This is a genomic window from Vibrio fluvialis (assembly GCF_900460245.1).
Classification (GTDB): Bacteria; Pseudomonadota; Gammaproteobacteria; order Enterobacterales; family Vibrionaceae; genus Vibrio; species Vibrio fluvialis.
The window spans coordinates 29958-55734 of sequence record NZ_UHIP01000002.1; the positions used below are offsets into that span (position 1 = coordinate 29958).

Genomic DNA, 25777 nt, shown 5'->3' on the forward strand with positions numbered 1-25777 from the left:
ATTTATCCGAAGTCGCCCGAAATATAACGGCGGGTACGCTCTTGTTTGGGTTGGTGAAACATTTGACGCGTCGGACCAAATTCCACCAGCTCACCGAGATACATAAATGCCGTGTGATTGGAAATGCGCATCGCTTGCTGCATGTTGTGCGTGACAATCACGATGGTGAAGTTCTCTTTCAGCTCGCCAATCAGCTCTTCAATCGCCGATGTGGCAATCGGATCGAGCGCGGAAGTGGGTTCGTCCATCAAAATGATGTCCGGCTCCAGCGCGATAGTGCGAGCGATACACAAACGCTGCTGCTGACCGCCAGACAGGCTGTGCGCATCGACATTGAGCTTGTCTTTCACTTCCTGCCACAAGTGCGCCGCTTTGAGCGCTTGCTCAATTTTCTGGTCAATCTCTGCCTTGCTGTGACCTTGCAAACGCAAACCAAAGGCAATGTTTTCGGCAATCGACATCGGAAACGGCGTCGGTTTTTGGAATATCATGCCGATTTTGGATCGCAGTTCGTTGAGGTCTGCGTAATCGAGCAGATTAGCGCCTTCATAGCCAATCATGCCTTCGGCATGTTGATGGCCATACAGCGCGTAAATTCGATTCAGGCAGCGCAACAAGGTGGATTTACCACAGCCCGACGGGCCAATCAGCGCCGTGACTTGATGTTGATAAATCGGCAGCGACACGGATTTTAACGCGCGCTCCCCTTTGCGGTCGTAGTAGAAATTCAGATCGCGAATATCCAGCACCACCTCGCTTGCCGTGGTGGTTTGTGTTTGCACCGAGGTCTCTACGTCAGTGGTGGCGGGAGACAAAATCGTGGTTGCTATGTTGTTATTCATGGTTCTCACCTTTAAATGGTTCTCACCTTTTGAAAAGCTTAGGCAAATAGGTCGCACTGATGTTCACCAGCAGAATGAACAGCGTGACCATCAGCGCGCCCGACCATGCCAGCTGTTGCCAACTCTCGTAAGGACTCATCGCAAATTGATAGATGGTGACGGGCAGATTCGCGACCGGGCCGGAGAAATCGGTCGACATAAAATTGCTGTTGAGAGCAGTAAACAGCAGCGGCGCGGTTTCCCCTGCAATGCGGGCAAACGACAACAGAATCGCGGTGATAAGGCCAGAAGCCGCTGAACGGTAGCAGAGTTTAAACACCACCACCCAGTTGGCCGCGCCGAGGCCACGGCCCGCTTCTTTGAGTGTGCTTGGCACCAGGCGAAGCATCTCTTCTGTGCCGGCAATGATGGTTGGCAGCGCCAGAACGGCGAGCGCAATACACCCCGCCCAACCAGAATAGCCGCCGCTTGGCACGACGATCAGCGCGTAAACAAACAGGCCGACCAGTATCGACGGCGCGCTCATCAGGATGTTGTTCAGAAAACGAATGGCCTGTGCCCACTTGCTGTCGGCTTCCTGCTCCGCCAGCCAAGTCCCTGCCAACAGCGCAATCGGTGTGGCGATGAAGATCGACAGAAAAGTCATTTCCAGGCTGCCGATAAAGGCGTTTTTCAACCCACCCGCACTGCCCGGCCCTGGCGTAATCTCCGTAAACAGCGCCAGATTGATGCCGGACAAGCCCCGTGAAATCAGGGTGTAGAGAATACTCGCCAGAACCAGCAACCCCATGGCGGCCGAGCCGTAACAGAAAAGCTGAAACAGGCGATTTTTGATGCGTCTGGTGTTCATTTTTTCACTCCCACCAATTTGTTCGCGACCAGCATCACCACCAACGTAATGGCAAACAGCAGCACGCCAAGGCCCAGTAGTGAAGCAATGTGAATCGGCTGCGTCGCTTCGTTAAACTGCTGGGCGATGGTCGAGGCAATTGAGGTAGCTGGCATAAACAGCGACGCCTGAATGCGGTTCGCTCCGCCAATCACAAACGTCACCGCCATGGTTTCACCCAACGCTCGGCCAAGCCCGAGAATACAGGCGCTTAATACCGCGCGGCGCACGCTTGGTAAGAGCACTTTGGTGATCACTTCAAACGGATTCGCGCCAATACCGTAGGCCGTTTCACGCAAAATATTGGGGATCGACGCCAGCGCATCGCGCGTGAGTGACGTAATGATCGGCAGAATCATAAACGCGAGGATGATGCCGGCACTGAGCAAGCCAATTCCGATCGGCGGACCATTGAATAGCGGACCGATCAGTGGCCATTCCGCGAGATGTTCTCCGGCCCACATTTGAAAGCTGTCGGAAAACCACGGGCAGAACACAAACAATCCCCACATACCGAAAATAATGCTGGGAATGGCAGCCAGCAGCTCAATCGCTTTACCGACGGGCGAGCTGACCCAGCGTGGTGCGAGTTCTGACAGAAACACCGCAATGCCGAGCGACAGCGGCACCGCGATCAAGCAAGCAATGAACGCGCTGACCAAGGTGCCGTAAATGGCGGCAGCCGCGCCAAACTCGCCATTAATCGGATCCCAGACGTCACGATAGACAAACGACAAACCAAACGTCGTCAACGCCGACTGGCTGCCGGAAAGCAGAGAGAGGATGAGGCCGAGCAGAACGGCAAACACCATCAGCGCGCTGAGGAAGCTGACAGCGGAGAAAATCTTATCTGGCTGATATCGAGAAATCGCTTTATTCATAACACTCTGACTGTGCCCCGGCATACACCGGGGCATCCTAGGCTTAACGGATCACGGCTTGACCATCGGAAACCAGATTCTGTTTCCAGGTCTTGTTCACCAGTTTCACGACCGATTCCGGCATCGCCACGTAGTCGAGGTTTTGTGCCATTTCTGGGTGCTGGTAACTCCAGGTGAAGTACTTCAGCATTTCCTGCGCTTTTGCCATGTCTTTCTGATCTTTGTGCATCAGAATGAATGTCGCGGAGGTCATTGGCCACGTTGCCGCGCCCGGCTGATCGTTGAGGATCAGTTTAAAGCCCGGCGCGTGTTCCCAATCGGCATTCGCCGCTGCGGCCTGGAAGCTCGCCGCTGTTGGGTTAACAAACTTGCCGGCTTTGTTTTGCAGTTGGGTATAAGCCAAATGGTTTTGCGTGGCGTAAGCGTATTCCACATAGCCGATAGAGCCTTTGGTGCGTGTCACGTAGTTCGCAACACCCGCGTTCCCTTTGCCACCGATATCGGTCGCCGCGCTTGGCCATTCGATGTCTTTACCCACACCAATTTTTGATTGCCAGTCACTGCTCACGCGCGACAGATAATCGGTAAAGTTGAACGTCGTGCCTGAACCGTCAGAGCGGTGAACCACGTAGATGGGCAGTTTAGGCAGCTTTTCGTTCGGATTGAGCTTAACAATCGCCGCATCGTTCCAGTTTTTGATTTTGCCCAGATAGATATCCGCCAGCACAGAGCCCGTCAGTTTCAGTTCGCCCGCTTTGACACCAGGAATGTTCACCACGGGTACGATACCGCCCATCACCATTGGAAACTGAATCATGTCTTCCTTGTTCAGTTCAGTCACATCCAGTGGTGCGTCTGTACCGCCGAAATCAACCGTGTTCGCTTCGATCTGACGAATACCACCGCCAGAACCGATCGCCTGATAGTTGATTTGCACACCTGTCTCTTTTTGGTACGCTTCCGCCCATTTGGCGTAAACCGGATATGGGAACGTCGCACCCGCACCATTCAATGTGGTGGCAGCGAATGCTGAGCCAGAAGCACACAGTGCTAGTGACACCAAAAGCGTAGATTTCATCATTTTCATCGTGAACCCCGATATTTTCTTTGAGAATCGCTGAACCGACTTCCTTGTTCAGTAAATCGACAGCGCGCTACAGGGGACACGCTAAAAACTCCCGATGACATTTTTGTGACGATTTTGTTATTTCATTGATTTAAAAAGAATATTTATCATATTGGTTATTTTTTGATAAGTTTAGTTATCTGAAATCGGGGATTTGAGCGCTTTACACGGCGCTCAATTTTTCATCAACCTCACTCAACTGAGTTCAACCCAGTCGCACAAAAAACCCGTTCACCGAATTACCGCACAGACGCCAGTGCTCTGTCGCTCTGGTCACCGTCAATCACGCGTGAAAGTTCATCGCAACGCACAATTTTGCCCTCTCGCCACTGAAAATGGGCGATCACCTCCACCATACTGCGTTCTCCATTGCGTTTCTCGACGCTAACCTGATGGCGACTGAACACATGTTCGTCCTGCTGCGCCATCGCCACGACAGTCACGGTCATCGACCGCGTCAGTTGTTTTAAGGTCAGCAGGTGCTGCTTAAACTCGCTCAGTTTCAGCACAGCGCCATCGGCCACTTGTTGATAGCTGGACGCGAAATAACGTTCCACCTCGCGCTCATCGACATGCTCAGCTTCAATGACCGCCAGCAGCGCGGCATGAGTTAAGCGTTTCAGTTCCATATTGTTCTCCTCAGTTCATCAATTAAATCCGCAACATGGGCGCTTATCGTCTTCACTGCGCCATGTTGTTCTCTATGCTACAGCCGCTTTACATGGCAGAATTCGGACATTCAGACAAACAATAAAGGATTTCCGCCAAATGAGCGTGATTCGCCGAGCCTCACTCAAGCATCCCCAAAGCGCGATCACCGAATGGCACTCTCATCAGGAAGGTCAGCTGTTTTGGGTGAACCAAGGGATTTTGATGGTCGAAGCCGAGCAGCAGCGCTGGACGGTGGCCTCCGGCTGTTTAGCCTGGATACCCGCCGGCTGCCGGCACCGAACCGAGGTGATTACCGATGTGGTAGGCGAACTGCTGTATGTGCAAGACGCAACAATGTTTGATGCCATGCCAGACCCCAAACTGATTCGTTGCGACGATCTCATCACGGCGCTGCTCAAACGGCTGTCCGGCGCCGAATGTAACGCTTCAGACACTCGTGAGCAGGCGTGGCTGGCGCTGCTCGGCAGTGAAATCTCGCACGCACCCGCCACCCCGTTGCAATTGCCACTGCCGGAAGATAAACGAGCGCGCAAGCTCGCCAACTATTTGATTGCCGAGCCGGAGAATCGCCTGAGCCAAGAAGCACTGGCTGAGCGCTTTGGCCTCAGCAGCCGAACGCTGCATCGCCTGTTTCGTCAACAAACGGGCATGACATTTGTGCATTGGCGCCAACAAAGCCGCCTGCTCCACTCATTGAGCCAGCTCGAAGCGGGTAAGAGCATCACCGAAGTGGCACTGGCATCGGGTTACGACAACTCCAGCAGCTACATTCAGCTGTTTCGCCAGCGATTCGGCGTCACGCCCAAGCTGTACCTGCGTCAGCGGCCGCTTTTGACTGGTATGAGTGAGTAATAATTGAAACAATCGAAAGTGCGTGACGAAGCAAAATTAGGCGCATGAAAAAACCACCCGGCCGGGTGGTTTCTCGTCAGGCTGAGCACAACACCTCAAGGGTGATTGGCTGCCTTGGCTGAGCCGGTGTTTGGTCACCGGTAAGAGTGGCAAATCACATGTTCATGATTTTGCTGTGTAGCCAGTCTTTCAGCTCTGCTCGGTTGAGTTTCATCGAATTCATGGAGTGGTCGTCAATCGGCGCGCCTCTGAGCTCCAGTTTTCGAATTTCTCTGTCTAGTGAATTGTAGTTCGACGCATTTGCTGCAAATGCCTCATCGCTCGCGGTTAGCTGACTGATGGTATCCAGATGTTCTGGATATTCGTTCGCTAAAGAGTGATTTTCGCCTAGCATAGAAACCTCGTTGAGTTAATGGGTGACACAAACATTCCGCTCATATTTTGAGCAGAACTATCACTAACTCTAGCACTCTCTACTCATGACTCAAGTTCATCAATGAGACAGTCGACGCATCTGAGATCTTGCCCCAATCAACAAAAGAAAAAAGCCACCGACGGGAACTTCGATGGCTTTTTGTATTCAGTAACTTAGCTTAAAAGCGTCGAACTGAAGAGAAAATGCTTAGAAAGCAGGTTCAATCGTGCCTTTGAACGTATCTTGCATGAAGTCACGAATTGGCTGCGATTGATAGATTTGCACAAATTTCTTGTACGCTTCGTTGTCTTTGTCTTTTTCACGCGTTGCAATCACCATGACCGCCAGCGGTGCCTGTTTCGACTCTAAGTAAATGCCCTGCTTTTTCGGATCCAGACCGGCAGACATCACATAGTTCATGGTGATTGCTGCGGCGTCTACGTCATCCAGTGTGCGTGGCAGTTGCGCCGCATCCACTTCGATAAACTGGAACTGTTTTGGGTTATCAACGATGTCATTCAGTGACGCTTTAAAGCCTACGCCGTCGCGCAGTTTGATCAGGTTCGCATCAGCAAACAGCAGCAGGCCGCGGCCGCCGTTGGTTGGATCGTTTGGAATCGCGATGCGCGCGCCGTCTGGCAGATCTTCAATCGTGTGATATTTGTTCGAGTACACACCCATACGCATCAGAATCGATTCACCAATCGAAACCAAGTGCGAGTTGTGGCTGCTGTTGTAGTTATCCAAGAATGGTTGATGCTGGTAGCTGTTGATGTCGATGCTGCCATCTTCCAGTGCCGCGTTTGGCGTAATGTAGTCGGAAAACTCCACCACTTTCACATTCAGGCCCTGTTTCGCGGCTTCTTTTGCGACAGCTTCCACCACTTGTGCGTGCGGGCCAACTGTGGCGCCCACTTTGATCTCCGCCTGATCGTTCTGACCACATGCGGTTAAACCAGCAAACAGGGTTGCCACCAACGCCCACTGACCAACTTTCTTCAATCCTTTCATCTTGTTCTCCATATTCTGTGCGAGTTTCACGCCAATAGACGTTTAGCCATCTAAACCGCCATACTACTCTCGCAAAAATTTTATGCAACTCAATTTTTTGCGCAGTAGAGAACGCGAGCCAACACACACAATTCGACCCATTTGATGAAAGTGGCTGAGGAGAAATAGCCATTGCAGTACTTAGGGGATTTCTCTAGATTAGGACTCAGTTGAAAAGATTCGGCCGCGGTCAGAACGGCCAATGGATACTCATCAGTTGTCAGCATATTCAGTCGTAAGGAAGCGTATGAAAACACTACTCATCGTCAATGTCGGTCAGGCGCCGCAAGCTCAGTTGGAAAAGTTCGGAGATTTTGAAGAGTGGGCGCTGCGCGCAATTCGCTCGCAGGGCGTCGAGCAGCACGACATTCACATCGAATTCCATGACGGCGTGCAGCACGCACTGCCAAATTTCGATACCTTAGCGGGTGTCATCATCATGGGTTCGCTGGCGATGGCTTCCGAGAAAAAGCCGTGGATGCTGCGGTTATCCGACGAAATTGTTCAGTTGGTTGAGCGCCAAATTCCCCTGCTGGGTATCTGCTTTGGCCATCAGTTGATTGCGCAAGCGCTCGGTGGCGTTGTCGGTTATCACCCGCAAGGCTTGGAAATCGGCACAGTGCAGATCGCCAAAGAACCTGTGGCGAATGACGATGCGATTTTCGCGCATTTGCCTGAGCAATTTGGCGCGCAAGCGGTTCATTACCAATCGGTGCTGACGCTGCCAGAGAGCGCCGTTCATCTCGCGCGCAGCGATTTTGAACCGCATCATGCGTACCGTGTCGGCAGTGCGTGTTGGGGCGTGCAGTTCCATCCGGAATTCACACCCGAGATCATGCAGATGTCGCTTGATGGTCTGAAACACGAATTTGAAGACGACTACCCAGCGAAAAGCGCTCAGGTCACCGAAACAGAGCAAGCCAAACAGGTCCTGCTGCAATTTGCCCGCGTCTGCTGTCAGGCGCAGTAAGTTCACTCTCACTTCCACACCACCACACACATCTGTGCAAAGATCCGCGCGTTAAGGCGCGGCATGCACAGCACTCTCCGGGTCAGCGTCATGCGCTGGCCCCTGTTTTTGCAGCGTTTCCACCCGCTCAAGCAGGTAACGTTTAAAGCTGGCGCAACGCTCTGGCATCGGATGCCGAGGCCGATAGTAAAGAAAGATGTCAAAGCTCGCGCAGCGATATTGCGGCATCACATGACGCAATTCGCCGCTGCGTAAACACGGCTCCACCAGCGAATGCGGCAGATAAGCAATGCCCGCACTTTGCTGAGCAAGATTGAGCAGCATTTCGCTGTTGTCGCACTCCAGCGCATCACGAATGGTGACGATTTCCGGCTGCTCGTCGCGCTCAAAACACCAGCGATTGCCGCCCAATAAAGTGCGTGCATACAAGCAGCGATGCTCTTTCAGTTCCTGCGGCGTGGTCGGTGTGCCCGCTTCGGTCAGATAGCGTTCCGAGGCGCACAAATACAGCGGTTCACTGAGCAGGCGTTTGCGGATCAGCAACGAATCTTCCACCGGTTCACCGTCATACGTGGCGATGGCGCGAAAGGCAAAATCGATGGTAAGCGGGTCAAACTCCCCCGCTTCAATAAAGATTTTGAAATGTACTTTAGGATGCTGCGCCATGTATTCAGCCACGATTTTGGTCAGATACTGGCGGGCAAACAGCGGCGTCGACGAGAGGCGGATTTCGCCCTGTTGTTGCTCGCTGAGGTTTTGCACCTCTTCGCACAGCGTATCGATATCGCCAATCATCGGCGCAAAGCGTTCGTACAACAGTTGCCCCGCTTGGGTCGCGGCCAGTTGGCGCGTGCTGCGTTTGATGAGTTCAACCGACAACGTCTCTTCCAGCTCTTTGACCCAGCGGCTGCCTGCGGCAGCCGAAATGCCCTGTCGCTGCGAGGCCTCTTTGAACGATCCGGTTTGCATCACCACGCAAAAGAACAGGATCTTATCCAGAATCGGCTGGCGACTGGAAAGCAGTGGTCCCGCCATCAGTTCACCAAGCCTTTTTCCAACGCCAGTTTCACCAGCGCGGCGGTCGATGACGCGCCGAGTTTCTTTTTGATGCGCAAACGATGCGTTTCCACCGTGCGCACACTGATGTGCAGCGTATCGGCGATGTCTTTATTGCCACAACCGCTGACAATGGCTTTCAGCACATCCGATTCACGTTTCGACAGCGTTTCATCACGCTCGGCGGGCTTTTCGTTGAACTGCTCCAGCAGCTTATCCGACGCCTGCGGGCAGAGGTATGAGCGCCCCTGCGCGACCTGATTAATCGCGAGCACCAGTTCATCCGAACTGACGTCTTTGAGCACATACCCTTTCGCACCCGCTTTCACGGCGCGAATCACGTAGTCTTTGCTGTCGTGCATCGACAGCATGATCACCGAGGTACTGAGATTCGACTGCTGAATGCGCTCCAAAACCTCCAAACCGTTCATGCGCGGCATGTTGATGTCGAGCAGCAGCACATCCGGCTTGAGCTTGCGCGTCATATCCAGTGCGTCGTCTCCCGTACCGACACAAGCCAGAATGCTGAGGTTATCTTCCCGTTCCAGACGCGATTTCAGACCATCCTGCATTAAGCGGTGATCATCGGCCAATACTAGCTTTATCATACAAACTCCATGTCCAAACTGACGCGAATTTCAGTGCCTTCGCCCACCTCACTCGACACCGAAAACTGGCCTCCAATGGCCTGTACCCGTTCCTTCATATTTTGCAGCCCCATGTGATCCTGCGGCGCTGTTTTCTGTTTCAATCGCTCTTTGGTGATGCCTTTGCCATCGTCGCTGATGGTGAGGATCAGCAGCCGTCCTTCGCGCTGCATCACCACATCCACGCCACTGGCTTCGGCATGTTTTTCCACGTTATGCAGCGACTCCTGCACCACGCGATACAAGGTGGTTTCCACTTCGGCGACCATATCGACGCCGTCGATATCGTGTTCAAACACCAGTTCCAAATCGGTGCGGCGGCGCAGATCATTGAGATACGCTTCAATACCCGCCACCAGCCCTAAATCGTCAAGCTGCGGCGGACGCAAATCACGCGAGATACGCCGCAGCTCGACAATCGCGTGCTCCATCACCTCTTTGCTCGCTTCCAGCTCGGTTTGCTTACGCTGCTCATCCTGCTCGCGCTGCACGTTATCAATCCGGTATTTGGCGGCCACCAACAACTGGTTCACGCCATCGTGCAGCTCTCGCGACACGCGCTGGCGCTCATTTTCCTGCGAATTGATGATCTGCTGGTTAAGCTGGCTCAGTTGCTCGTTCGCCATACGGCGCACATTCAGGTTGAGCGATGCGCCCAGCCCGGCAATCACCGATACCGCAATAAACACCACGCCAAACAAAGCGCTGCTGCTTTTGCCGATGTTCTGGTCAAAGCCGCTTTGCATGTGCTGAATCTGACGCTCGATATCATCCAGATAGACGCCGGTGCCGAGCATCCAGCCCCATTTTTCCAGCGCGATGGCGTAGCTCAGTTTAGGCAACGGCTCCTGCGTCGACGGCTTGTGCCAGTAATACTCGACAAACCCACCGCCCTGTTTGGACACTTCAATCAGCTCCTGCAGCAGTTTTTTGCCGTGAAAGTCTTCCACATCCCACCAATTGCGCCCGACACGTTCCGGCTGATACGGCAGCACCAGCGCTTCGCCGCCCCAGGTGTAGACAAAGAAATAGCCGTCGCGGCCATAGGTGAGCTGACTGAGCTTTTCCGACACCAAACGCTTGGCCTCGGCCTCTTCCAGCTGCGCATCGCGGTAGTAGGGTTCGATGCTTTTCAGCGCCAGTTCGACGTACTGTTGCAACTCCTGACGTTTTGCCGCCAGCACGTTGTTGCGCGTGAGCTGCACCTGATCTTCCACCAGCGTTCTGGCCTGACTGAACAGAATGCTGGCCACAATGCCGACCACCACAATCAGCGGCACAATCGACAGCAGCAAGATATTCACCGTCAGCTTACGGTTACTGATCAATCCCATGAAAACTCTGGCCTCATCCTTGGCTGTGTACGTAGTTTTACGGACAAAACTCGCCATTTTCTGCACATATTACTGACAAAATTTGCGCAGTTTTCCCAATAGAGGCGATGCGTTTCGCCCTCTACACTTGAGACTAAATGTAACATCTCATTAACATCAATGAGCTTGGGATGTTCACATTTTTACACTCAAAACAAGGAACTTACCCCACAGGAGTTAGCAATGGCTTTCACTAAAGTTGCACTTGCCACCAGCCTTTCGATTGCGGCGACAGCACTCACGTTTAATGTTCAGGCGGCGGAAAAGATTCTACTCAAAACCCCGGTCGCGTTCGGCACGCATCTGCCTGCGCTCGGCACCCCGATTCAATGGTACGCCGACCACATCACCGACACCTCCGGTGGCACCATCAAAATGAAAATTTATGAACCCGGCAAACTGGTGAATCCGGCGGAAATTCTCGATGCCGTTTCTACCGGTAAAGTAAACTCCGGTTACGCCACCGCTGGTTACTGGCAAGGCACCCTTCCGGCCGCCGCCCTCTTTTCTTCAGTCCCCTTTGGCCCGGAAGCCGGTGAATACATGGCGTGGCTCTACTTCGGTAACGGCCTGAAACTCTACCAAGAGATGTACGACCAAGGCGGTTACAACGTCAAAGTGTTGCCGTGTGCCATCATCTCTCCGGAAACGTCCGGCTGGTTTAAAAAGCCGATTGAAAAACCAGAGGATCTGAAAGGCCTCAACATGCGCTTCTTTGGCCTTGGCGCGTCGGTGATGGAAAAACTGGGCGTGGGCACTGTGCAGATGCCGGGCGGCGAGATTTTCGGCGCACTGGAAAAAGGCGCGATTGATGCGTCTGAATTCTCTCAGCCAGCCATCGACGAACGCCTCGGCTTTTACAAGATCGTGAAATACAACTACTTCCCGGGCTGGCACCAACAGTCAACGGTGTTTGAATTGCTGATCAACAAAGACACCTGGAAGAAGATGGACAAAGCGCAGCAAAGCGCCGTGGAAACCACCTGTATGGCGACCATGACCTACTCAATCGCGGAAGGCGAAGCGATTCAATACTCCGCGATGCAAAAAGCGCAGCAGAATGGCGTGGAGATCCGTTACTGGAACGACACCATGCTCAACCTGTTTGAAACCACCTGGATGGAAGTGGTCGACGAGAAGAAAAAAGCCGACCCGTTCTTTGCCAAAGTGTGGGACGACCTGAGCAAGTTCCGCCACGATTACGCGCTGTGGGAAGAGAACGCCTTCCTGCCACGTAAATCGCACACGCAATAATCATTTTCGCCGGCTCTCGGGCCGGCCCTTTTTCTAAGGAAGCACGAATGAGCAAGGTTCTCGCATCTACGCCTGCTGTGCCTCTCTACCTGCATATTGAACGTGGCGTTTCGTCCGTGAGCAAAGTCTTTGCCTGGGCCAACCTGCTGTTGGTTGGCATCATCATCCTTCAGGTAGTGTTGCGCAAAGTCTTCTCCAACGGTCAAGTCACGCTGGAAGAGTTACAGTGGCATCTTTACGCAACCGCCGTGATGTTTGGTACGGCGTATGCGCAAATCACCAATCTGCATGTTCGGGTCGACCTGTTCTACCACAAGTTCAGCACCCGAAAAAAAGCCATCATCGACATTCTCGGCACCCTGTTTCTGGCGATGCCGTTTGTGGTGGTGGTGATCCTGCACTCGTACGATTTCGCCTATGAGTCGTGGCGAATGAATGAAAGCTCCTCGTCACCCTCCGGCCTGCCTTATCGCTGGCTGATCAAAAGCGTGATTCCCCTCAGTTTCTCTCTGCTGCTGATGGCAATGCTGGCGGGCGTGCTGAGAAACTTCGATACCCTGATTAAAGGAGCGCCGCATGGAACCGAATGAATGGATTGTGATTGCCATGTTTGGCTCCTTCATACTGCTGCTGTTTACCGGCATTCCGGTGGCGTACGTGCTCGGCGGCATTGGCATTGTGTTCGGGGCGATTGGCTACTGCGCGGATTTGTATCTCGACACCTTTACCGGGCTCGATTACACCAGCATCGGCCTGGTGGTGAACCGCATCTACAAGATCATGGATAACTGGATTCTGGTTGCGCTGCCGATGTTTATCTTTATGGGCAATATGCTCGATAAATCCGGTATCGCCGAAAAGCTGATGGCCTCCATGCAGCAACTGTTCGGTAAAGTGCACGGCGGCCTTGCGGTGACGGTGATGGCGATCGGGATTATTCTCGCGGCCTCGACGGGCATTATCGGCGCATCGGTCGTGCTGCTGACCGTCATGTCGCTGCCGACCATGATGCGTCAGGGCTATCACATGCCACTCGCGCTTGGCACAGTCGCGTCCGCCGGAACGCTCGGCATTCTGCTGCCGCCATCCATCATGCTGGTTATTATGGCTGATCAACTGGGGCTTTCGGTCGGCGACCTGTTTATGGGCGCACTCCTGCCGGGACTGCTGCTTGGCGCGCTCTACATCACCTACATTCTGGTGGTCGGTAAGCTTTCACCAGCACGCGCGCCAATTCCGGAAGACGTACAGCCAGTCGACTGGCGCCTGATCCTGCAGGTGTTTAAAGACATCACGCCAACCGTGATTCTGATTGTGGTGGTGTTAGGCTCCATCTTCGCGGGAATTGCCACGCCCACCGAAGCCTCCGGCATTGGTGCTTTGGGCGCGACGTTGCTGGCCGCGTACAACCGCAAACTCAACCTCAAGGTGCTCAAAGAAGTCGTGCTGACCTCGTATGGCACCACCGCCTATATCTTTATGATTTTCCTTGGCGCGTCGTGCTTTGCCTTGGTGCTGCGCGAACTCGGCGGTGACGAGCTGATCGAATCCTTCCTCACCGGATTGCCGTTCGGCCCCTACGGCGTGATCGCGTTTATTCTGATGATCGTGTTCTTCCTCGGCTTCTTCCTCGACTGGATTGAAATCACGCTGATCGCCCTGCCGCTGCTCGCGCCCGTTGTGGCCAGCCTAGGGTTTGAATTGGATGGTCATGGCGTGGTGGATAACCCGAGCCTGGTATGGTTTGTGATGTTGGTGGCGATGGCGCTGCAAACCAGCTTCCTCACCCCACCTGTCGGCTTTGCGCTGTTCTACCTCAAAGGCGTCTGCCCGGAAGGCATTACGCTCAAAGAGATTTATCGCGGCGTCGTCCCGTTTATCGTGATTCAGTTGCTGGCACTGGTGTGCTTGGTGATCTGGCCGCAGCTCGTCTTGTGGGTACCCAGCGTGGCGTATGGGTAAAAGGCAGGTAGTGCATTAACACGGCATTCATTCACCAAAACAGATGAGGGACTGGAAACGCCACGCGTTGACAGTCCCTTTTGACATGTTGTGATGCAGGAATCCGATGCCCATCGTAGGAACTGCTTTATCAATTGCCATAGTTCCGTATAATCGCCGCCCAATTACACCACACCCATCATCAGTGAGTTTCAAATGTCCAAACTATTTTTCAAAGGTCGAATCGATGCGAGGCAAAACCACGTCATTTCAGGCTACAACGTCAAACGTGATGTGAAAGCAGGCACGGAAGAAGCTCCAATCAACGTTGTCGTGCCAACCGAAGCTCGTAAAGCCGAGATCGAAGCATTGCTTTCTGAGCACGCTCTGGTCGTTAATATTGTCGTCGACGCAAATCAACCAGAGAACACGGTTGAACTTGATACGGTATTAAACAATCCTAAAACAATTACCTTTGACAAAACACCAAACCGCAACGAACCATGCATTTGCGGCAGCGGCAAAAAGTACAAAAAGTGCTGTGCTTAAGCCCTCAACAATGACATCAAAAGCCGTCTTCTGACGGCTTTTTTGTAGACTGAAATCTAACGATTCGTTGTGCGCCTAGGTTAGGTCACGACCAACGTTGAACTGAGTTAAGTAGCATTACGCCCCTTTCTTTGTATTGCTGGGTGAACTATTTGTCGTATCCAACTATTACACCGCACGACCTGTGACCGATTACTTTCGCAACGATGTCACCACCACAGTCGCGGCGCTAACGACTATAAGCACTTTACCTAAATGTTGAACTTCGCCAACCAGAGCCAATCCGCCACCAATCAATAAGTAATACAATAGCCCGAACAGTGCACCAGCGCTTCCCGCTTGCGGCTTATAGTCAACCAAAGCAACGCTCAGCACGTTGGGAATCGCGATACCAAAAGACATCACCACCAACATCATCGATGCCACAAACCAGATAGAATCTAACGTGATGTAAACCCCTATCGCACCTGCCGTTAACAGCATTGCCGACACCCAAAGTAGCGAACGTTGTAACACTTGTTTGGAAAGTAACGTTTTGTTTAAGTAACTGCCTAATAACGTGCCAAATCCCAATACCACACCGCTGTAGCCAAACTGTTCAGAACCATAACCTAATTCTGCAAAAGTAAATGCGCCAAGCTGGTAATAGGAAAATAGAGCAATGTTGTACAACGCAACTAACAACGCTGAGAACCATATGTGTGAATCCTTCCACATACGCATGCTTAAACAGCCCAGTCGAAGCGGCTGACGCTCCATTTGCGTTTCTGGAAGTTTAAAGAGGTTGTACAAGAATAAGGCTAGAGCCATGACAAACAGTGCCAAGAACACATAGTGATGACCACCCATTGCTGTCAGTTGGCCACCTAAGAGCATGCCTAATACAGGGCTAATGGAGATCCCAATTCCCATTACGCTAAAAACTTTACCTAATTCTTCGCGGCTAAACGCATCGCGAAGCATCGTCTGTGTCACAACGGACCCGACCGCAATGCCGAACGCACTCAATGCCCGTGCGACCATAATGATGAAAAAGCTCTCCGTATACATCGCTACCAAAGCCGAAATACCGTAAATAAACAAGCCAATCATCATTGTTGGGCGTCTACCCAACTTGTCTGCCAATATTCCCCAGACCACGACGCCAACAGCGAACGCCAAGAAGTATACCGATAACGTTTGGGCAGCTTGGGAATAGCTGACGGAGAATGATTGAGCAATAGACCCCAAAGCTGGGCTGTAAGTGGTTTCCACGATTTGCGGAAACATCAGCAGTACAACCATCAACCCTAATGAAGGTTTTATATTCATCTTGTGTCCTCATGTATGAACTTGGCGCGCAGTATAGATGAGGCTATCCTTTACCCATTAACAACATTCATACCAAAAACAACAAGATTCGGACAAATGGCAATTATCGATGAACAAACCCAGTTTGATGCAGATAAATTAACCGCTTGCGTGATAGGGATCGCAGCCGATATCGCTAAACACGATTCAGGTATGCACCAGCACAAGAAAGGACAACTGCTCTATGCGCCCCAAGGATGTATGAGCTTTGTTTTAAATAACTTACTCTGCATTTTGCCGCCGACAAAAGCGGTATGGATTCCACCATACACTCAACATCGAGTGATGATGACTAACGTGGTGGCTTATCGCTCACTGTATTTCGATTGTGATATGTTTGACTGCCCAACGACCATGACCATGGTAGAGGTAGATGCTTTGCTAAAGGCTTTGATTGATAAAATGGCACTGTGGGCATGGGACAAACCAGAAAATGAAATGCAAAATACGACGGCTCTGTTTTGGGAAGAGTTTTATGCAGCGAAACGTCATGCGTTCCAATTGCCTTTGCCGTCAAATCGACGACTTCAAAAATTCCGAGCACAATTGATGCAAGAATCTTTTTTAGTACCAGACCTGACTTCGATTGCCGATTCCGTTGGTGCAAGCACTAAAACCGTGAGTCGACTATTCAAAACTGAAACGGGGATGTCCTACCAAGACTGGAGGCAGCAATGGCGTTTATTGAAGGCCATTGAATTACTGTCTAGAGAAAAGCAAGTCAACGATGTCTCTGATTGGCTAGGTTTCTCTTCTGACAGTGCGTTTATCGCATTTTTTAAAAAACAAACTGGGTACACTCCACTGAGTTTTATGAAAAGTAAGTCGGATGACCACATGGTGAGATGAGTGTTCAGCTCCCCCAAAAAGTTGGGGGAGCTTTAGAAAATCAGCGCAACACTGACCAGATATTTCGTTACCGTATCAGCTTGTCAATTCGCCCAAACACTTACAACACCAAACCACCATCGATTTTCAGTACCTGTCCGGTGATAAAACGGCTTTTGTCTGAGGCGAGGAAGGACACACCGTGGGCGATATCTTGCACGGAGCCCATGCGCCCGAGCGGTGTTTTTGAGGTCATGTAACCAATCACTTTTTCGGGCAGGTCTTTGGTCATGTCGGTTTCGATAAAGCCCGGCGCGACACAGTTAACGCGAATTTGCGCGCCTTTGCGGGCCAGTTCTTTGGCCCAGCCTTTGCTCATTGCAATCACGCCGCCTTTACTGGCGCCGTAGTTGCTTTGGCCGATGTTACCGTCGGTACCGACGATGGAAGAGATATTCACGATGCTACCACTGCCCTGCGCCAACATCAGCGGTGCGATCTTCTGGGTTAACAGAAAAACGGCTTTGAGATTCACATCCAACACACTGTTCCAGTCACTTTCGAGCATGTCGGTCAGCATCGCATCCCGAGTGATGCCAGCGTTGTTCACCAACACATCCACCCGTTGATGCTGCTCGGCGATACAGGCGACGGTTTGCGCCACGGCTTGGGCATCACACAAGTTCACCTGATAACTGCTGACCCGCTCGTTGCGGGTCTGTTCTTGGCTGGCCCATTCAACCGGTGAAATGTCGAGCCCGACAACCTTGAAGCCATCTTCAAGTAGCTGCTCACTGATCGCGCGCCCAATTCCGCGCGCGGCGCCGGTGACGACCGCCACTTTTTGCTGATTATTCATGATCAATCCTTAACGTAAATTGAGGCTTAAAAATCTGCTCATCCATCAGTTTCAGCCCTGGGCTGATGTAAGGTTCAAAGCCCATCTGCGCGAGCACATCGCGCTTGAGATCCATTCCCGGTGCAATTTCCGTCAGCGTTAAGCCACGTTCGGTCAGGGTGAAGACCGCGCGCTCGGTGATATACAATACGGGTTTGTTCATTTTACGCGCCTGCGCTGCGCTGAATGTGATCTGTTCGACAGCGGGAAGGAATTTGACTTGCTGGCCTTCTGCTACGATGCGCAGTTCGCCGTTCACCACTTCGGTTTGCAGCCCTTGCGCGGTAAAGGTGCCGCAGAAAAAGACTTCCTTGGCGTTCTGGGTGATATTGATGAAACCGCCGCACCCTGCGATGCGCGAACCAAAGCGCGACACATTGATATCGCCGAGACGGTCGCACTGCGCTAAGCCCAGAAACGCTTGATCGATGCCGCCGCCATCGTAGAAGTCGAACATCTGATCCTGGCTGATGATCGCCTGCGGATAGCGCGACGCGCCAAAATCAAGCCCTGCCGCTGGCTCGCCGCCGACCGCGCCCGGTTCGACCGTCAGCGTGAACTGATCCAAAATACCCGCTTCGCGCGCCACCGCCGCGACGTATTCCGGCGCGCCGATGCCCAGATTGAGAATCGCACCAGAGCGCAGTTCCATCGCGGCGCGGCGGGCGATAATGGTTTTGGCGTCAAGCGCATCATCCACCGCTTGCGGTTTCACCGCCTCGCCACCCGGGCGGCCGACAAACGCCGGATTCATCTGTGTGGCGAAAGTTTGCATGTGATCGGCGGGGTTGTCACACACCACCACAGCATCAACAAAAATCCCCGGTATCTTGACCGCGTGCGGGTCGAGCATGCCCGCTTCCACCACACGTTTCACCTGCACAATCACTTTACCGCCTTGGTTCTTTGCCGCCTGCGCGGCAGCTAAACTTTCAACGATCAAACACTCATCTTCCATAGTGATGTTGCCGTTTTGGTCGGCAGTGGTGCCGCGCAAAATCGCCACGTTCACTGGCAGGCGGCGATAAAACAGAAACTCTTCACCGCGAAAATCGACCACTTCGACCCAATCAGTTTGCGTGCGGCTGTTGATGCGCCCACCTTCGATACGCGGGTCCACAAACGTGCCGAGGCCGACTTTGCTCAGCGTGCCCGGTTTTCCGGCTGCGGTGTCGCGCAGCAAATGGGAAATCACCCCTTGTGGCAGGTTGTAACCTTCGATCTTGTTATTGACTGCCAGCGCTTGCAGCTTGGGCACCAAGCCCCAGTGGCCGCCAATCACGCGGCGGACCAACCCTTCCTGCGCAAGATGATTCACCGCGCGGCTTTTACCATCGCCCTGCCCGGCGGCAAACAACAGGGTGAGATCCTGCGGCTTGCCACTGCGCTCAAAGCGTTCGCCAATTGCGCGTTCAATCGCTTCGGGAACCACGCTGCCAATAAAGCCGCCAAGCATGACGGCATCGCCATCGGCGATCCATTCTGCTGCCTGCGCAGCGGTTAACGTCTTGACCACATTCACCTTCCTTGTTGTTAGCCCTTTGAGAATAGCCAAGCGTTAACAGGATGTTAATTACAGTATTGGCAAGTCTGAATTGCAGATATGAAATAATCCGAGCGAGTACCACCGCAGCGAAGCGCAGGCACAAAAAAGCCCGCATAAAGCGGGCTTGGTGAATTGCGGTAAACACGCCGCGTTACATGCGCATCCCGCCGTCAATTTCCAGCACTCGGCCAGTAAAGTAGTCGTTTTCCAGAATGTATTTCGCCGCATGCGCGATTTCGCCCGGCTCTCCCATACGCCCGACGGGCACCATCTGTTTCAGCCGTTCAATCGCTTCCGGTTTCATTTGATCGGCCATCGCGGTGTGCACAATCCCCGGCGCAATGGCCGCTGCGCGAATGCCATAACGTGCCAGCTCTCGCGCCCAACTGGTGGCCATCGTTGCTACCGCCGCTTTAGATGCCGAATAGTTGGTTTGGCCGATATTGCCTGCGCGCGCGACGCTGGAGATGTTGATGATCACGCCTTTGCGTTTGGTTTCAATCATCTTGACCGCCGCTTCGCGTCCGCACAGGAAAGTGCCGGTCACGTTAACATTCATCACGGTATCAAATTGCTCAAGGGACATTTTGCTTATCTGGCCATCTTTGACTTTCACCAGCAAACCATCGCGCAAAATGCCCGCGTTGTTGATCAGTCCATCGACATGACCAAAATCGATGACGATGTCTTCGAAGGTTTTCACCACCTGCGCCTCGTTGGTCACATCCATGACGTAATAAATGGCTTTGGCGCTCAGCATGTGGCACTGCTTCTGAGTATCGAGCAGCCCCTGCTCGTTCATGTCCAGCAGTGCTAAATCGGCTCCGGCTTGCGCCAGCGTCACCGCCATCATCTGCCCCAGCCCTTGTCCGGCACCGGTAATCACAATCACACTGTCTCTAAGATTCATGTTTTTTCTCCCTGCCAGCGGCTTAGCCCCGTGAGCGATAGAACTCAAACAGGCTGGAGAAATCGAGTTCTTCGTTGCCGTTTGCGTTGTGAAAAGCGTACAGATTGCGCGCCAGCGAGCCCATCGGAATCGATGATTGACTTTTCAGCGCCGCATCAATGCCCAGCCCGAGGTCTTTTTGCATCAGTTTGCTCATAAAGCCCGGTTGATACTGGTTGCTGGCAGGCGCGTTTTCCATCACGCCCGGGCACGGGTTGTAAAGCTCCAGCGCCCAGTTGCGCCCTGAACTTTGCAGCATGATGTTCGACAGCACTGTTGGGTCTAGGCCGTTATCCATGCCAAGATTGAGCGCTTCACACGTGCCGGACATCAGAATGCCGAGCATCAGGTTGTTGCAGATCTTGGCCATTTGGCCGTCACCGGCATTGCCCGCATGGAAGATGTTTTTGCCCATGTGTTTGAGCACATCGTGCGCCTTTTTAAACGCCGAATCGGTACCGCCGACGATAAAGGTCAATGTGCCCGCCTTCGCGCCCGCCACGCCGCCGGAAACCGGAGAATCGACAAACTCAAAACCTTTTTTCTCGGCTTCAGCCGCCACCAACCGCGCAGATTCCGGATCAATCGTTGAGCAGTCGATGAGAAAGGTGCCGCTTTCGATCATATTGAGCAGCCCCACACCGCCGCTGTGATCGCCCAAGTAAACCGCGCGAACATGCGCGCCCGCGGGCAGCATGGTGATCACGGTGTCGGCGCCTTCCACCGCTGCGGGCAGAGACTCAGCAACCACTCCACCCAGCGGTTCCAGTTTTTTGGCCGCCTGAGTGTTGAGGTCAAACACCCGCACCGACAATCCAGCCTTGAGCAGATTCTCAGCCATTGGGCCGCCCATGTTACCCAGTCCTATAAACGCGATGGTGCTCATGTTCTGTCTCCTTGAAATGGTGTGGTTAGTGGGCTTGTCCCAGCGACGCCAGCGGATGCGCGGCGTCGTTCCACAATGAGGTAAAGAGTTCATCAATCACGGCGGTATCCACTTCGGCCACCGAGCCATAACGCCAGGTCGGTGCGCCATCTTTATCAATCAAGCGCGCGCGCACCCCTTCCTGAAATTCGCCCAGTAAGGCGCTGCGAACCGACAGCGTCAGCTCCAAACGAAAACACTCAGCCAGCGTTAACTGGCTGCACTCGGTGAGTTGGCGATAGGTGATGTGCGCCGAAATCGGGCTGCCTGCGGCGAGGTTATTTCGCGCGCTGGCGATCCACTTGTCGTCGCCACGGATACCAAGAATGTTGTCGCAGATATCAACGAGAGTATCGGCGCGACAAGCCGACTGAATGTTGGACAAATACGGCAGCAATTGGCTCTCTGGTTCGGCGTCATCGACCATCAGCGCCAGTTCGCTCAAAACATTGCCAACCACGGTAAAACCGTTGCCTTCCCAGCGCTGCGCTTGTAAGCGTTCCAGCATGGCCGAATGGTGTTCGTGCAGCAGCAGGTAATCAGCCATGCGAATATCAATCGCATCGGTGGCGTTGATGGACGCGCCCGTCAGGCCCAAAAACAGCCCAACGCCTTTGGGTAAGCGGTTCAAAAACCAGGTGCCGCCCACATCGGGATAGAGTCCGATGCTGATTTCCGGCATCGCCATGCGTGTGCGGGGCGTGACCACTTTATGGCTGCATCCCATAAACAGCCCCATGCCACCACCCATCACAATGCCGTCGCCCCAGGCGATGATCGGCTTACTGTAGGTGTGAATCAGGTAGTCGCACTCATATTCAAGTGAGAAGTATTCGGTGCAAAACGCCTGCACTTCGGCTTTGCATTTGTCGCGCATGACGTTGTGCATGGTGCGTACATCGCCGCCGGCGCAAAACGCTTTGTCGCCGCCGCCTTCGAGAATGACGCACATCATCTGTTCGTCGTCCTGCCACTGTTTGAGCTGGTCAAACAGCAGTGCCAGCATGTTGTAGCTGAGCGCATTGAGCGACGCCGGATTGTCTAAGGTCGCAATCCCAATCTTATGTGTTTGGTCCCGGCACCAAAGCTCCTGAAAACTGACCCGGTCCGTCATATTGCCTCCTGATAATTTGCAACTTGCGTGGCGAACGTTCTGCCTTATTACTTACTGCATACCGCTTACTGGTTTTTCCATTGCGGCGCACGTTTTTGCAGAAAGGCCTGCACGCCTTCGGTCTGATCCTCGGTATCGAATAGATCTAGGAAGTATTCACGCTCTTTGATCAGCCCGTGCTGGCGCGGTGCAAAGCGGGTTTGCTGAATCAGCTTTTTGCATGCCGCCACCGATGAGGGCGATTGCTGCGCGACCGATTCTGCCATCGCAATCGCGCGATTGAGCGCTTCGCCTTGGGCGACCACCTCTTCCACTAAACCAATCTCGTGCGCTTTGGCAGCAGTCAGTTGCTCGCCGCACAAGATCACCCGTTTGGCCCAACCTTCGCCCACCAGCGCGGTGAGATTTTGTGTGCCGCCCGCGCACGGCAGCAGCCCGACTTTGGCTTCCGGCAGCGCCATCACTGCTTGTTCTTCGGCAATGCGAATGTCGCACGCAAGCGCCGCTTCCAAACCACCGCCCATCGCATAGCCGTTTATCGCCGCAATCGAAACGCCGCGAAATTCCGACAACGCTTCAAACGCTTCACCAAACACGCGCGCCATTTTGAGCGCACGCGCTTTGTCGCCATCGGCAAACAGTTTGAGATCCGCCCCGGCCGAGAAAAACTTCTCACCAGCGCCCGTCAGTACCAAGGCGTAGACTTCTTTGTTGAGATTGAGCGACTGCACCAGCGTTTTAAGCTGTTCTAAACTTTGCGCCGTCCAGGTGTTGGCGGGCGGATTGTTCATGGTGACCACGGCCACATGATGATGCAGATGAAAACCGATCAGCGCATGGGATTCGCCATCCGTGGCCGGGTGTTGTGGTGAGTAACTGTTGGACGTCATAACCACTCCTTGATTTTTTTGTGCTGACTTACATGTTGGGGCGCTGGCTTACAGCAGTTCCCCCCCGTCAGACAACAGCCGACGCGCCACAATCAGGCGCATGATTTCATTGGTGCCTTCGAGGATCTGGTGCACCCGCACATCGCGGAAATGGCGCTCCAGCGGATACTCTTTGATGTAACCATAGCCGCCATACAGTTGCAGCGCGGCATCACACACCTGAAAACCGACATCGGTAGCAAAGCGTTTCGCCATCGCGCAGTAAGCCGTCGCTTGCGGATCACCGCGATCCAGTTTGCTGGCGGCGTAACGCACCAATTGACGCGCCGCGACCAGTTCGGTCGCCATGTCCGCCAACTTGAATTGCAATCCCTGAAACTGCGCCAGCGATTGACCGAACTGTTTGCGCTCTTGCAGGTATTGCGTCGCCTGATTGAGCGCCTGTTGCGCCGTACCGACCGAGCAGGTGGCGATGTTGATTCGCCCGCCATCCAGCCCTTTCATCGCAAAGGTAAACCCTTGGCCCTCTTCGCCCAGCAAAGCACTGGCTGGCACGTGCACTTTATCGAAGGTGACCGAACGAGTCGGCTGACTGTTCCAGCCCATCTTCGGCTCTTTGCGCCCGTAGGTAATGCCGTCTGCCTGCGAGGGCACCACAAAAGCGGAAATGCCTTTCGGACCAGCCTCGCCAGTGCGCGCCATCACCACCAGCACATCGGTATCGCCGGCGCCTGAAATAAAGGTTTTGCTGCCACTCAGCAGATAGCCATCGCCGGCTTTGGTTGCTGATGTGGTGAGCGAAGCGGCATCGGAGCCCGCATTGGGTTCGGTCAAACAATAGGAGCCGAGCCATTCGCCGGTGACCAGTTTGGGACAAAACTGCGCTTTGGCATCCGCCGTTGCAAAGCTCGCGACCATCCACGTCACCATGTTGTGAATGGTCATAAACGCGGTGGTGGAGGTACACCCCATCGCCAGTTGCTCAAAAATCAATGAGGCATCAAGGCGGCTGAGGCCAAGCCCGCCCTCGTCTTCCGGCGTGTAGAGCGAGAGGAAGCCTAGCTCGCCCGCTTCGCGCAGCACATCCTTTGGAAAGATGTGTTCTTCGTCCCACGTGGCCGCCATCGGTGCCAGCCGCTCACTGGCAAACTGGCGAGCGGTGTCAGCAAACGCTCGTTGATCTTCGTTGAATTCAAAATCCATAATGAGCTCCGAATCGTCGTGTCGTGAAAACTAAATCTGCGGATTAGCGCAGATGAATCGTCAGGTTCGGACCACTGGGAATATCGTCGTCAAACCAGCGCGCCGTGACGGTTTTGGTTTCGGTGTAAAAGCGCACCGCCTGCTTGCCGTATGCGTGCAAATCGCCGTAGAAACTGCCGCGCCAACCGGTAAATGAGAAGAATGGCAGTGGCACCGGAATGGGCACGTTGATCCCGACCTGACCCACCTGAATCTCATGCTGGAACTTGCGCGCCGCCGCGCCGCTGGCGGTGAAAATTGACGTGCCGTTGCCATACGGATTGCTGTTGATGATGTCGATGGCTTCTTCCAGCGAATCGGCTTCCAGACACACCAACACCGGGCCAAAAATTTCTTCGCGGTAAATGCTCATGTCGGTACTGACGCCGCTAAACAGCGTCGGCCCAACCCAGTTGCCGTTGGGCAGTCCGTCGACTTCGCATTGGCGACCATCAAGTTCGCACACGGCACCTTCGTCGATCCCTTGTTGGATCAGGCATTGTACCCGCTCTTTGGCTTGTGGGCTGATCAGCGGCCCGTACGCCGCATTGCTGTCGTCCCAGCGACCCGGATGCATTTTCGCCATCGCAGCTTTCAGATCCGGCAGCCATTTTTTCGCGCCATCCACCAGCACCGCCACCGAGATCGCCATGCAGCGCTGACCCGCCGCGCCTACCGACGCACCGACCAGATTGTTGATCACCTGCTCTTTATTGGCATCCGGCATCACCACCATGTGGTTTTTCGCCCCGGCAAACGCCTGCACACGCTTAAAGTTCTGCGTCCCTTGCTGATAAATGTATTGCGCCACTTTCACCGAACCGACAAAAGAGATGGCTTTGATTTCAGGGTGTTCGAGCAGAAAATCGACCTGTTCTTTGCGCCCGTGAACAATTTGCAACACGCCTTTCGGCGCGCCCGCTTGTTCAAACAGTTGGGCGAGGCGAACGGACGTCAGCGGTACCTGTTCAGACGGTTTCAAGACGAAAGTGTTACCAGCAGCAATCGCCAGCGGGAACATCCACAACGGGATCATGGCGGGGAAGTTAAATGGCGTAATACCGCAGCACACCCCCAGCGGCTGAATCATAGAGTACGTGTCGATGTCGCTGGCGACGTTTTCAACCATCTCCCCCATCATATTACTGGCGATGTTGCCCGCCTGCTCCACCACTTCGATGCCTCGCCAGATATCGCCTTTCGCATCCGCCAGTGTTTTACCGGTTTCCTGCGATAGCGTTTGCGCCAGCTCATCATGATGTTCTTTCAACAGATGTTGGTAGCGCAGCATCAGACGCGCGCGCTCTGGCACCGCAACCTGTTTCCAGCTCTGGAAAGCAATCAGCGCACTGGTGATGGCTTCGCTCATTTCGAGATCCGTTGCGCAGGGCAGCGAGGCGATGACGTCATTGGTCGCCGGATTGGTGACGTCAACCCACGCTTTGGTGGCCGACTGACGAAATTCACCATCAATGAATAAAGGAACCGGGTTTAGCATAACGTTGTCCTTGTCGATCA

26 protein-coding genes are annotated in these 25777 nt (G+C 53.6%); 7 read left to right on the forward strand and 19 right to left on the reverse strand.

Going from position 1 to position 25777, the window contains the following annotated elements; all coding sequences use genetic code 11:
- Nucleotides 1-2 precede the first annotated feature (2 nt).
- The 5 genes from pstB to DYA43_RS15150 all read right to left on the reverse strand — a co-directional run bounded on the left by pstB (nt 3) and on the right by DYA43_RS15150 (nt 4367).
- Nucleotides 3-842 carry a phosphate ABC transporter ATP-binding protein PstB gene (gene pstB, locus DYA43_RS15130; RefSeq protein ID WP_172465302.1) on the reverse strand — a complete coding sequence of 280 codons (840 nt, stop codon included), beginning with the start codon at nt 840-842 and terminating at the stop codon, nt 3-5.
- A 22-nt stretch (nt 843-864) separates the two neighbouring features.
- The gene (gene pstA / locus DYA43_RS15135) at nt 865-1692 is read right to left on the reverse strand and encodes a phosphate ABC transporter permease PstA (RefSeq protein WP_024373118.1); all 828 of its coding nucleotides are present in this window, start codon (nt 1690-1692) and stop codon (nt 865-867) included.
- Nucleotides 1689-2636 carry a phosphate ABC transporter permease subunit PstC gene (pstC, locus tag DYA43_RS15140; protein ID WP_061055796.1) on the reverse strand — a complete coding sequence of 316 codons (948 nt, stop codon included), beginning with the start codon at nt 2634-2636 and terminating at the stop codon, nt 1689-1691. The genes pstA and pstC overlap by 4 nt, the downstream gene beginning before the upstream one ends.
- 19 nt (nt 2637-2655) lie before the next feature.
- The gene (gene pstS / locus DYA43_RS15145; RefSeq protein ID WP_061055797.1) at nt 2656-3699 is read right to left on the reverse strand and encodes a phosphate ABC transporter substrate-binding protein PstS; all 1044 of its coding nucleotides are present in this window, start codon (nt 3697-3699) and stop codon (nt 2656-2658) included.
- 278 nt (nt 3700-3977) lie between these two features.
- The gene (locus DYA43_RS15150) at nt 3978-4367 is read right to left on the reverse strand and encodes a nuclear transport factor 2 family protein (RefSeq protein WP_061055798.1); all 390 of its coding nucleotides are present in this window, start codon (nt 4365-4367) and stop codon (nt 3978-3980) included.
- Between the two features lie 139 nt (nt 4368-4506).
- Between DYA43_RS15150 and DYA43_RS15155 the strand changes: the two genes are divergently transcribed.
- A complete protein-coding gene (locus tag DYA43_RS15155; RefSeq protein WP_061055799.1) occupies nt 4507-5262 on the forward strand; it encodes an AraC family transcriptional regulator in 756 nt (251 codons plus the stop codon).
- Nucleotides 5263-5416: 154 nt separating this feature from the next.
- Here DYA43_RS15155 and DYA43_RS15160 read toward each other — a convergent pair whose 3' ends face one another.
- Both DYA43_RS15160 and DYA43_RS15165 read right to left on the reverse strand, forming a co-directional pair.
- Entirely contained in the window at nt 5417-5656 is a 240-nt protein-coding gene (locus DYA43_RS15160) for an HP1242/YdcH family protein (RefSeq protein ID WP_020328258.1), read from the reverse strand.
- 228 nt (nt 5657-5884) lie between these two features.
- Entirely contained in the window at nt 5885-6688 is an 804-nt protein-coding gene (locus tag DYA43_RS15165; RefSeq protein WP_024373123.1) for a MetQ/NlpA family ABC transporter substrate-binding protein, read from the reverse strand.
- Between the two features lie 286 nt (nt 6689-6974).
- On the opposite strand from DYA43_RS15165, the gene DYA43_RS15170 reads away from it, so the two are divergent.
- Complete coding sequence (locus tag DYA43_RS15170; RefSeq protein WP_061055800.1) at nt 6975-7697, forward strand: glutamine amidotransferase; 723 nt, start codon at nt 6975-6977, stop codon at nt 7695-7697.
- A gap of 51 nt (nt 7698-7748) precedes the next feature.
- Here DYA43_RS15170 and DYA43_RS15175 read toward each other — a convergent pair whose 3' ends face one another.
- The 3 genes from DYA43_RS15175 to DYA43_RS15185 are packed head-to-tail and all read right to left on the reverse strand — an operon-like array spanning nt 7749 to nt 10734.
- Nucleotides 7749-8732: a LysR family transcriptional regulator gene (locus tag DYA43_RS15175; protein WP_024373125.1), complete on the reverse strand. Its 984-nt coding sequence runs from the start codon at nt 8730-8732 to the stop codon at nt 7749-7751.
- Complete coding sequence (locus DYA43_RS15180; RefSeq protein ID WP_020431656.1) at nt 8732-9361, reverse strand: response regulator; 630 nt, start codon at nt 9359-9361, stop codon at nt 8732-8734. Before DYA43_RS15180 ends, DYA43_RS15175 begins: the two co-directional genes overlap by 1 nt.
- A complete protein-coding gene (locus DYA43_RS15185) occupies nt 9358-10734 on the reverse strand; it encodes a cache domain-containing protein (RefSeq protein ID WP_061055801.1) in 1377 nt (458 codons plus the stop codon). The genes DYA43_RS15180 and DYA43_RS15185 overlap by 4 nt, the downstream gene beginning before the upstream one ends.
- Nucleotides 10735-10956: 222 nt before the next feature.
- Here DYA43_RS15185 and DYA43_RS15190 point away from each other — a divergent pair, with 222 nt between their 5' ends.
- The 4 genes from DYA43_RS15190 (at nt 10957) to DYA43_RS15205 (ending at nt 14517) form a co-directional block, all read left to right on the forward strand.
- Nucleotides 10957-12027: a TRAP transporter substrate-binding protein gene (locus DYA43_RS15190; RefSeq protein WP_020328251.1), complete on the forward strand. Its 1071-nt coding sequence runs from the start codon at nt 10957-10959 to the stop codon at nt 12025-12027.
- Between the two features lie 47 nt (nt 12028-12074).
- The gene (locus tag DYA43_RS15195) at nt 12075-12617 is read left to right on the forward strand and encodes a TRAP transporter small permease subunit (RefSeq protein WP_020431653.1); all 543 of its coding nucleotides are present in this window, start codon (nt 12075-12077) and stop codon (nt 12615-12617) included.
- Nucleotides 12604-13989 carry a TRAP transporter large permease gene (locus tag DYA43_RS15200; RefSeq protein WP_061055802.1) on the forward strand — a complete coding sequence of 462 codons (1386 nt, stop codon included), beginning with the start codon at nt 12604-12606 and terminating at the stop codon, nt 13987-13989. The genes DYA43_RS15195 and DYA43_RS15200 overlap by 14 nt, the downstream gene beginning before the upstream one ends.
- A 195-nt stretch (nt 13990-14184) precedes the next feature.
- On the forward strand, nt 14185-14517 hold the full coding sequence (locus DYA43_RS15205; protein ID WP_061055803.1) for a PBPRA1643 family SWIM/SEC-C metal-binding motif protein: 333 nt from the start codon (nt 14185-14187) through the stop codon (nt 14515-14517).
- A 192-nt stretch (nt 14518-14709) separates the two neighbouring features.
- On the opposite strand, the gene DYA43_RS15210 is transcribed toward DYA43_RS15205, so the two are convergent.
- Nucleotides 14710-15828: a multidrug effflux MFS transporter gene (locus DYA43_RS15210; RefSeq protein ID WP_061055804.1), complete on the reverse strand. Its 1119-nt coding sequence runs from the start codon at nt 15826-15828 to the stop codon at nt 14710-14712.
- 96 nt (nt 15829-15924) lie between these two features.
- Here DYA43_RS15210 and DYA43_RS15215 point away from each other — a divergent pair, with 96 nt between their 5' ends.
- Nucleotides 15925-16716, forward strand: coding sequence for an AraC family transcriptional regulator (locus tag DYA43_RS15215; RefSeq protein WP_020431643.1), 792 nt, complete (start codon nt 15925-15927; stop codon nt 16714-16716).
- A 100-nt stretch (nt 16717-16816) separates the two neighbouring features.
- Here DYA43_RS15215 and DYA43_RS15220 read toward each other — a convergent pair whose 3' ends face one another.
- The 8 genes from DYA43_RS15220 to DYA43_RS15255 all read right to left on the reverse strand — a co-directional run bounded on the left by DYA43_RS15220 (nt 16817) and on the right by DYA43_RS15255 (nt 25757).
- Complete coding sequence (locus tag DYA43_RS15220) at nt 16817-17554, reverse strand: beta-ketoacyl-ACP reductase (RefSeq protein WP_061055805.1); 738 nt, start codon at nt 17552-17554, stop codon at nt 16817-16819.
- Complete coding sequence (locus tag DYA43_RS15225; protein ID WP_047460673.1) at nt 17547-19109, reverse strand: acyl CoA:acetate/3-ketoacid CoA transferase; 1563 nt, start codon at nt 19107-19109, stop codon at nt 17547-17549. Before DYA43_RS15225 ends, DYA43_RS15220 begins: the two co-directional genes overlap by 8 nt.
- A gap of 181 nt (nt 19110-19290) precedes the next feature.
- Nucleotides 19291-20049, reverse strand: a complete 759-nt coding sequence (locus tag DYA43_RS15230; RefSeq protein ID WP_024373130.1) for an SDR family oxidoreductase — start codon at nt 20047-20049, stop codon at nt 19291-19293.
- Between the two features lie 22 nt (nt 20050-20071).
- Nucleotides 20072-20974: a 3-hydroxyisobutyrate dehydrogenase gene (gene mmsB / locus DYA43_RS15235; protein ID WP_024373131.1), complete on the reverse strand. Its 903-nt coding sequence runs from the start codon at nt 20972-20974 to the stop codon at nt 20072-20074.
- A gap of 25 nt (nt 20975-20999) precedes the next feature.
- Nucleotides 21000-22127: an enoyl-CoA hydratase/isomerase family protein gene (locus tag DYA43_RS15240; RefSeq protein WP_061055806.1), complete on the reverse strand. Its 1128-nt coding sequence runs from the start codon at nt 22125-22127 to the stop codon at nt 21000-21002.
- A 65-nt stretch (nt 22128-22192) separates the two neighbouring features.
- Nucleotides 22193-23017: an enoyl-CoA hydratase gene (locus DYA43_RS15245; protein WP_044362298.1), complete on the reverse strand. Its 825-nt coding sequence runs from the start codon at nt 23015-23017 to the stop codon at nt 22193-22195.
- 48 nt (nt 23018-23065) lie between these two features.
- The gene (locus tag DYA43_RS15250) at nt 23066-24220 is read right to left on the reverse strand and encodes an acyl-CoA dehydrogenase family protein (protein WP_055453208.1); all 1155 of its coding nucleotides are present in this window, start codon (nt 24218-24220) and stop codon (nt 23066-23068) included.
- Between the two features lie 43 nt (nt 24221-24263).
- On the reverse strand, nt 24264-25757 hold the full coding sequence (locus DYA43_RS15255) for a CoA-acylating methylmalonate-semialdehyde dehydrogenase (protein ID WP_061055807.1): 1494 nt from the start codon (nt 25755-25757) through the stop codon (nt 24264-24266).
- Nucleotides 25758-25777: the final 20 nt, after the last annotated feature.

Coding starts and splice junctions, on each gene's coding strand:
- pstB (WP_172465302.1), bottom strand. CDS start 842: ATGAATAACAACATAGCAACCACGATTTTGTCTCCCGCCACCACTGAC.
- pstA (WP_024373118.1), bottom strand. CDS start 1,692: ATGAACACCAGACGCATCAAAAATCGCCTGTTTCAGCTTTTCTGTTAC.
- pstC (WP_061055796.1), bottom strand. CDS start 2,636: ATGCCGGGGCACAGTCAGAGTGTTATGAATAAAGCGATTTCTCGATAT.
- pstS (WP_061055797.1), bottom strand. CDS start 3,699: ATGAAAATGATGAAATCTACGCTTTTGGTGTCACTAGCACTGTGTGCT.
- DYA43_RS15150 (WP_061055798.1), bottom strand. CDS start 4,367: ATGGAACTGAAACGCTTAACTCATGCCGCGCTGCTGGCGGTCATTGAA.
- DYA43_RS15155 (WP_061055799.1), top strand. CDS start 4,507: ATGAGCGTGATTCGCCGAGCCTCACTCAAGCATCCCCAAAGCGCGATC.
- DYA43_RS15160 (WP_020328258.1), bottom strand. CDS start 5,656: ATGCTAGGCGAAAATCACTCTTTAGCGAACGAATATCCAGAACATCTG.
- DYA43_RS15165 (WP_024373123.1), bottom strand. CDS start 6,688: ATGAAAGGATTGAAGAAAGTTGGTCAGTGGGCGTTGGTGGCAACCCTG.
- DYA43_RS15170 (WP_061055800.1), top strand. CDS start 6,975: ATGAAAACACTACTCATCGTCAATGTCGGTCAGGCGCCGCAAGCTCAG.
- DYA43_RS15175 (WP_024373125.1), bottom strand. CDS start 8,732: ATGGCGGGACCACTGCTTTCCAGTCGCCAGCCGATTCTGGATAAGATC.
- DYA43_RS15180 (WP_020431656.1), bottom strand. CDS start 9,361: ATGATAAAGCTAGTATTGGCCGATGATCACCGCTTAATGCAGGATGGT.
- DYA43_RS15185 (WP_061055801.1), bottom strand. CDS start 10,734: ATGGGATTGATCAGTAACCGTAAGCTGACGGTGAATATCTTGCTGCTG.
- DYA43_RS15190 (WP_020328251.1), top strand. CDS start 10,957: ATGGCTTTCACTAAAGTTGCACTTGCCACCAGCCTTTCGATTGCGGCG.
- DYA43_RS15195 (WP_020431653.1), top strand. CDS start 12,075: ATGAGCAAGGTTCTCGCATCTACGCCTGCTGTGCCTCTCTACCTGCAT.
- DYA43_RS15200 (WP_061055802.1), top strand. CDS start 12,604: ATGGAACCGAATGAATGGATTGTGATTGCCATGTTTGGCTCCTTCATA.
- DYA43_RS15205 (WP_061055803.1), top strand. CDS start 14,185: ATGTCCAAACTATTTTTCAAAGGTCGAATCGATGCGAGGCAAAACCAC.
- DYA43_RS15210 (WP_061055804.1), bottom strand. CDS start 15,828: ATGAATATAAAACCTTCATTAGGGTTGATGGTTGTACTGCTGATGTTT.
- DYA43_RS15215 (WP_020431643.1), top strand. CDS start 15,925: ATGGCAATTATCGATGAACAAACCCAGTTTGATGCAGATAAATTAACC.
- DYA43_RS15220 (WP_061055805.1), bottom strand. CDS start 17,554: ATGAATAATCAGCAAAAAGTGGCGGTCGTCACCGGCGCCGCGCGCGGA.
- DYA43_RS15230 (WP_024373130.1), bottom strand. CDS start 20,049: ATGAATCTTAGAGACAGTGTGATTGTGATTACCGGTGCCGGACAAGGG.
- mmsB (WP_024373131.1), bottom strand. CDS start 20,974: ATGAGCACCATCGCGTTTATAGGACTGGGTAACATGGGCGGCCCAATG.
- DYA43_RS15240 (WP_061055806.1), bottom strand. CDS start 22,127: ATGACGGACCGGGTCAGTTTTCAGGAGCTTTGGTGCCGGGACCAAACA.
- DYA43_RS15245 (WP_044362298.1), bottom strand. CDS start 23,017: ATGACGTCCAACAGTTACTCACCACAACACCCGGCCACGGATGGCGAA.
- DYA43_RS15250 (WP_055453208.1), bottom strand. CDS start 24,220: ATGGATTTTGAATTCAACGAAGATCAACGAGCGTTTGCTGACACCGCT.
- DYA43_RS15255 (WP_061055807.1), bottom strand. CDS start 25,757: ATGCTAAACCCGGTTCCTTTATTCATTGATGGTGAATTTCGTCAGTCG.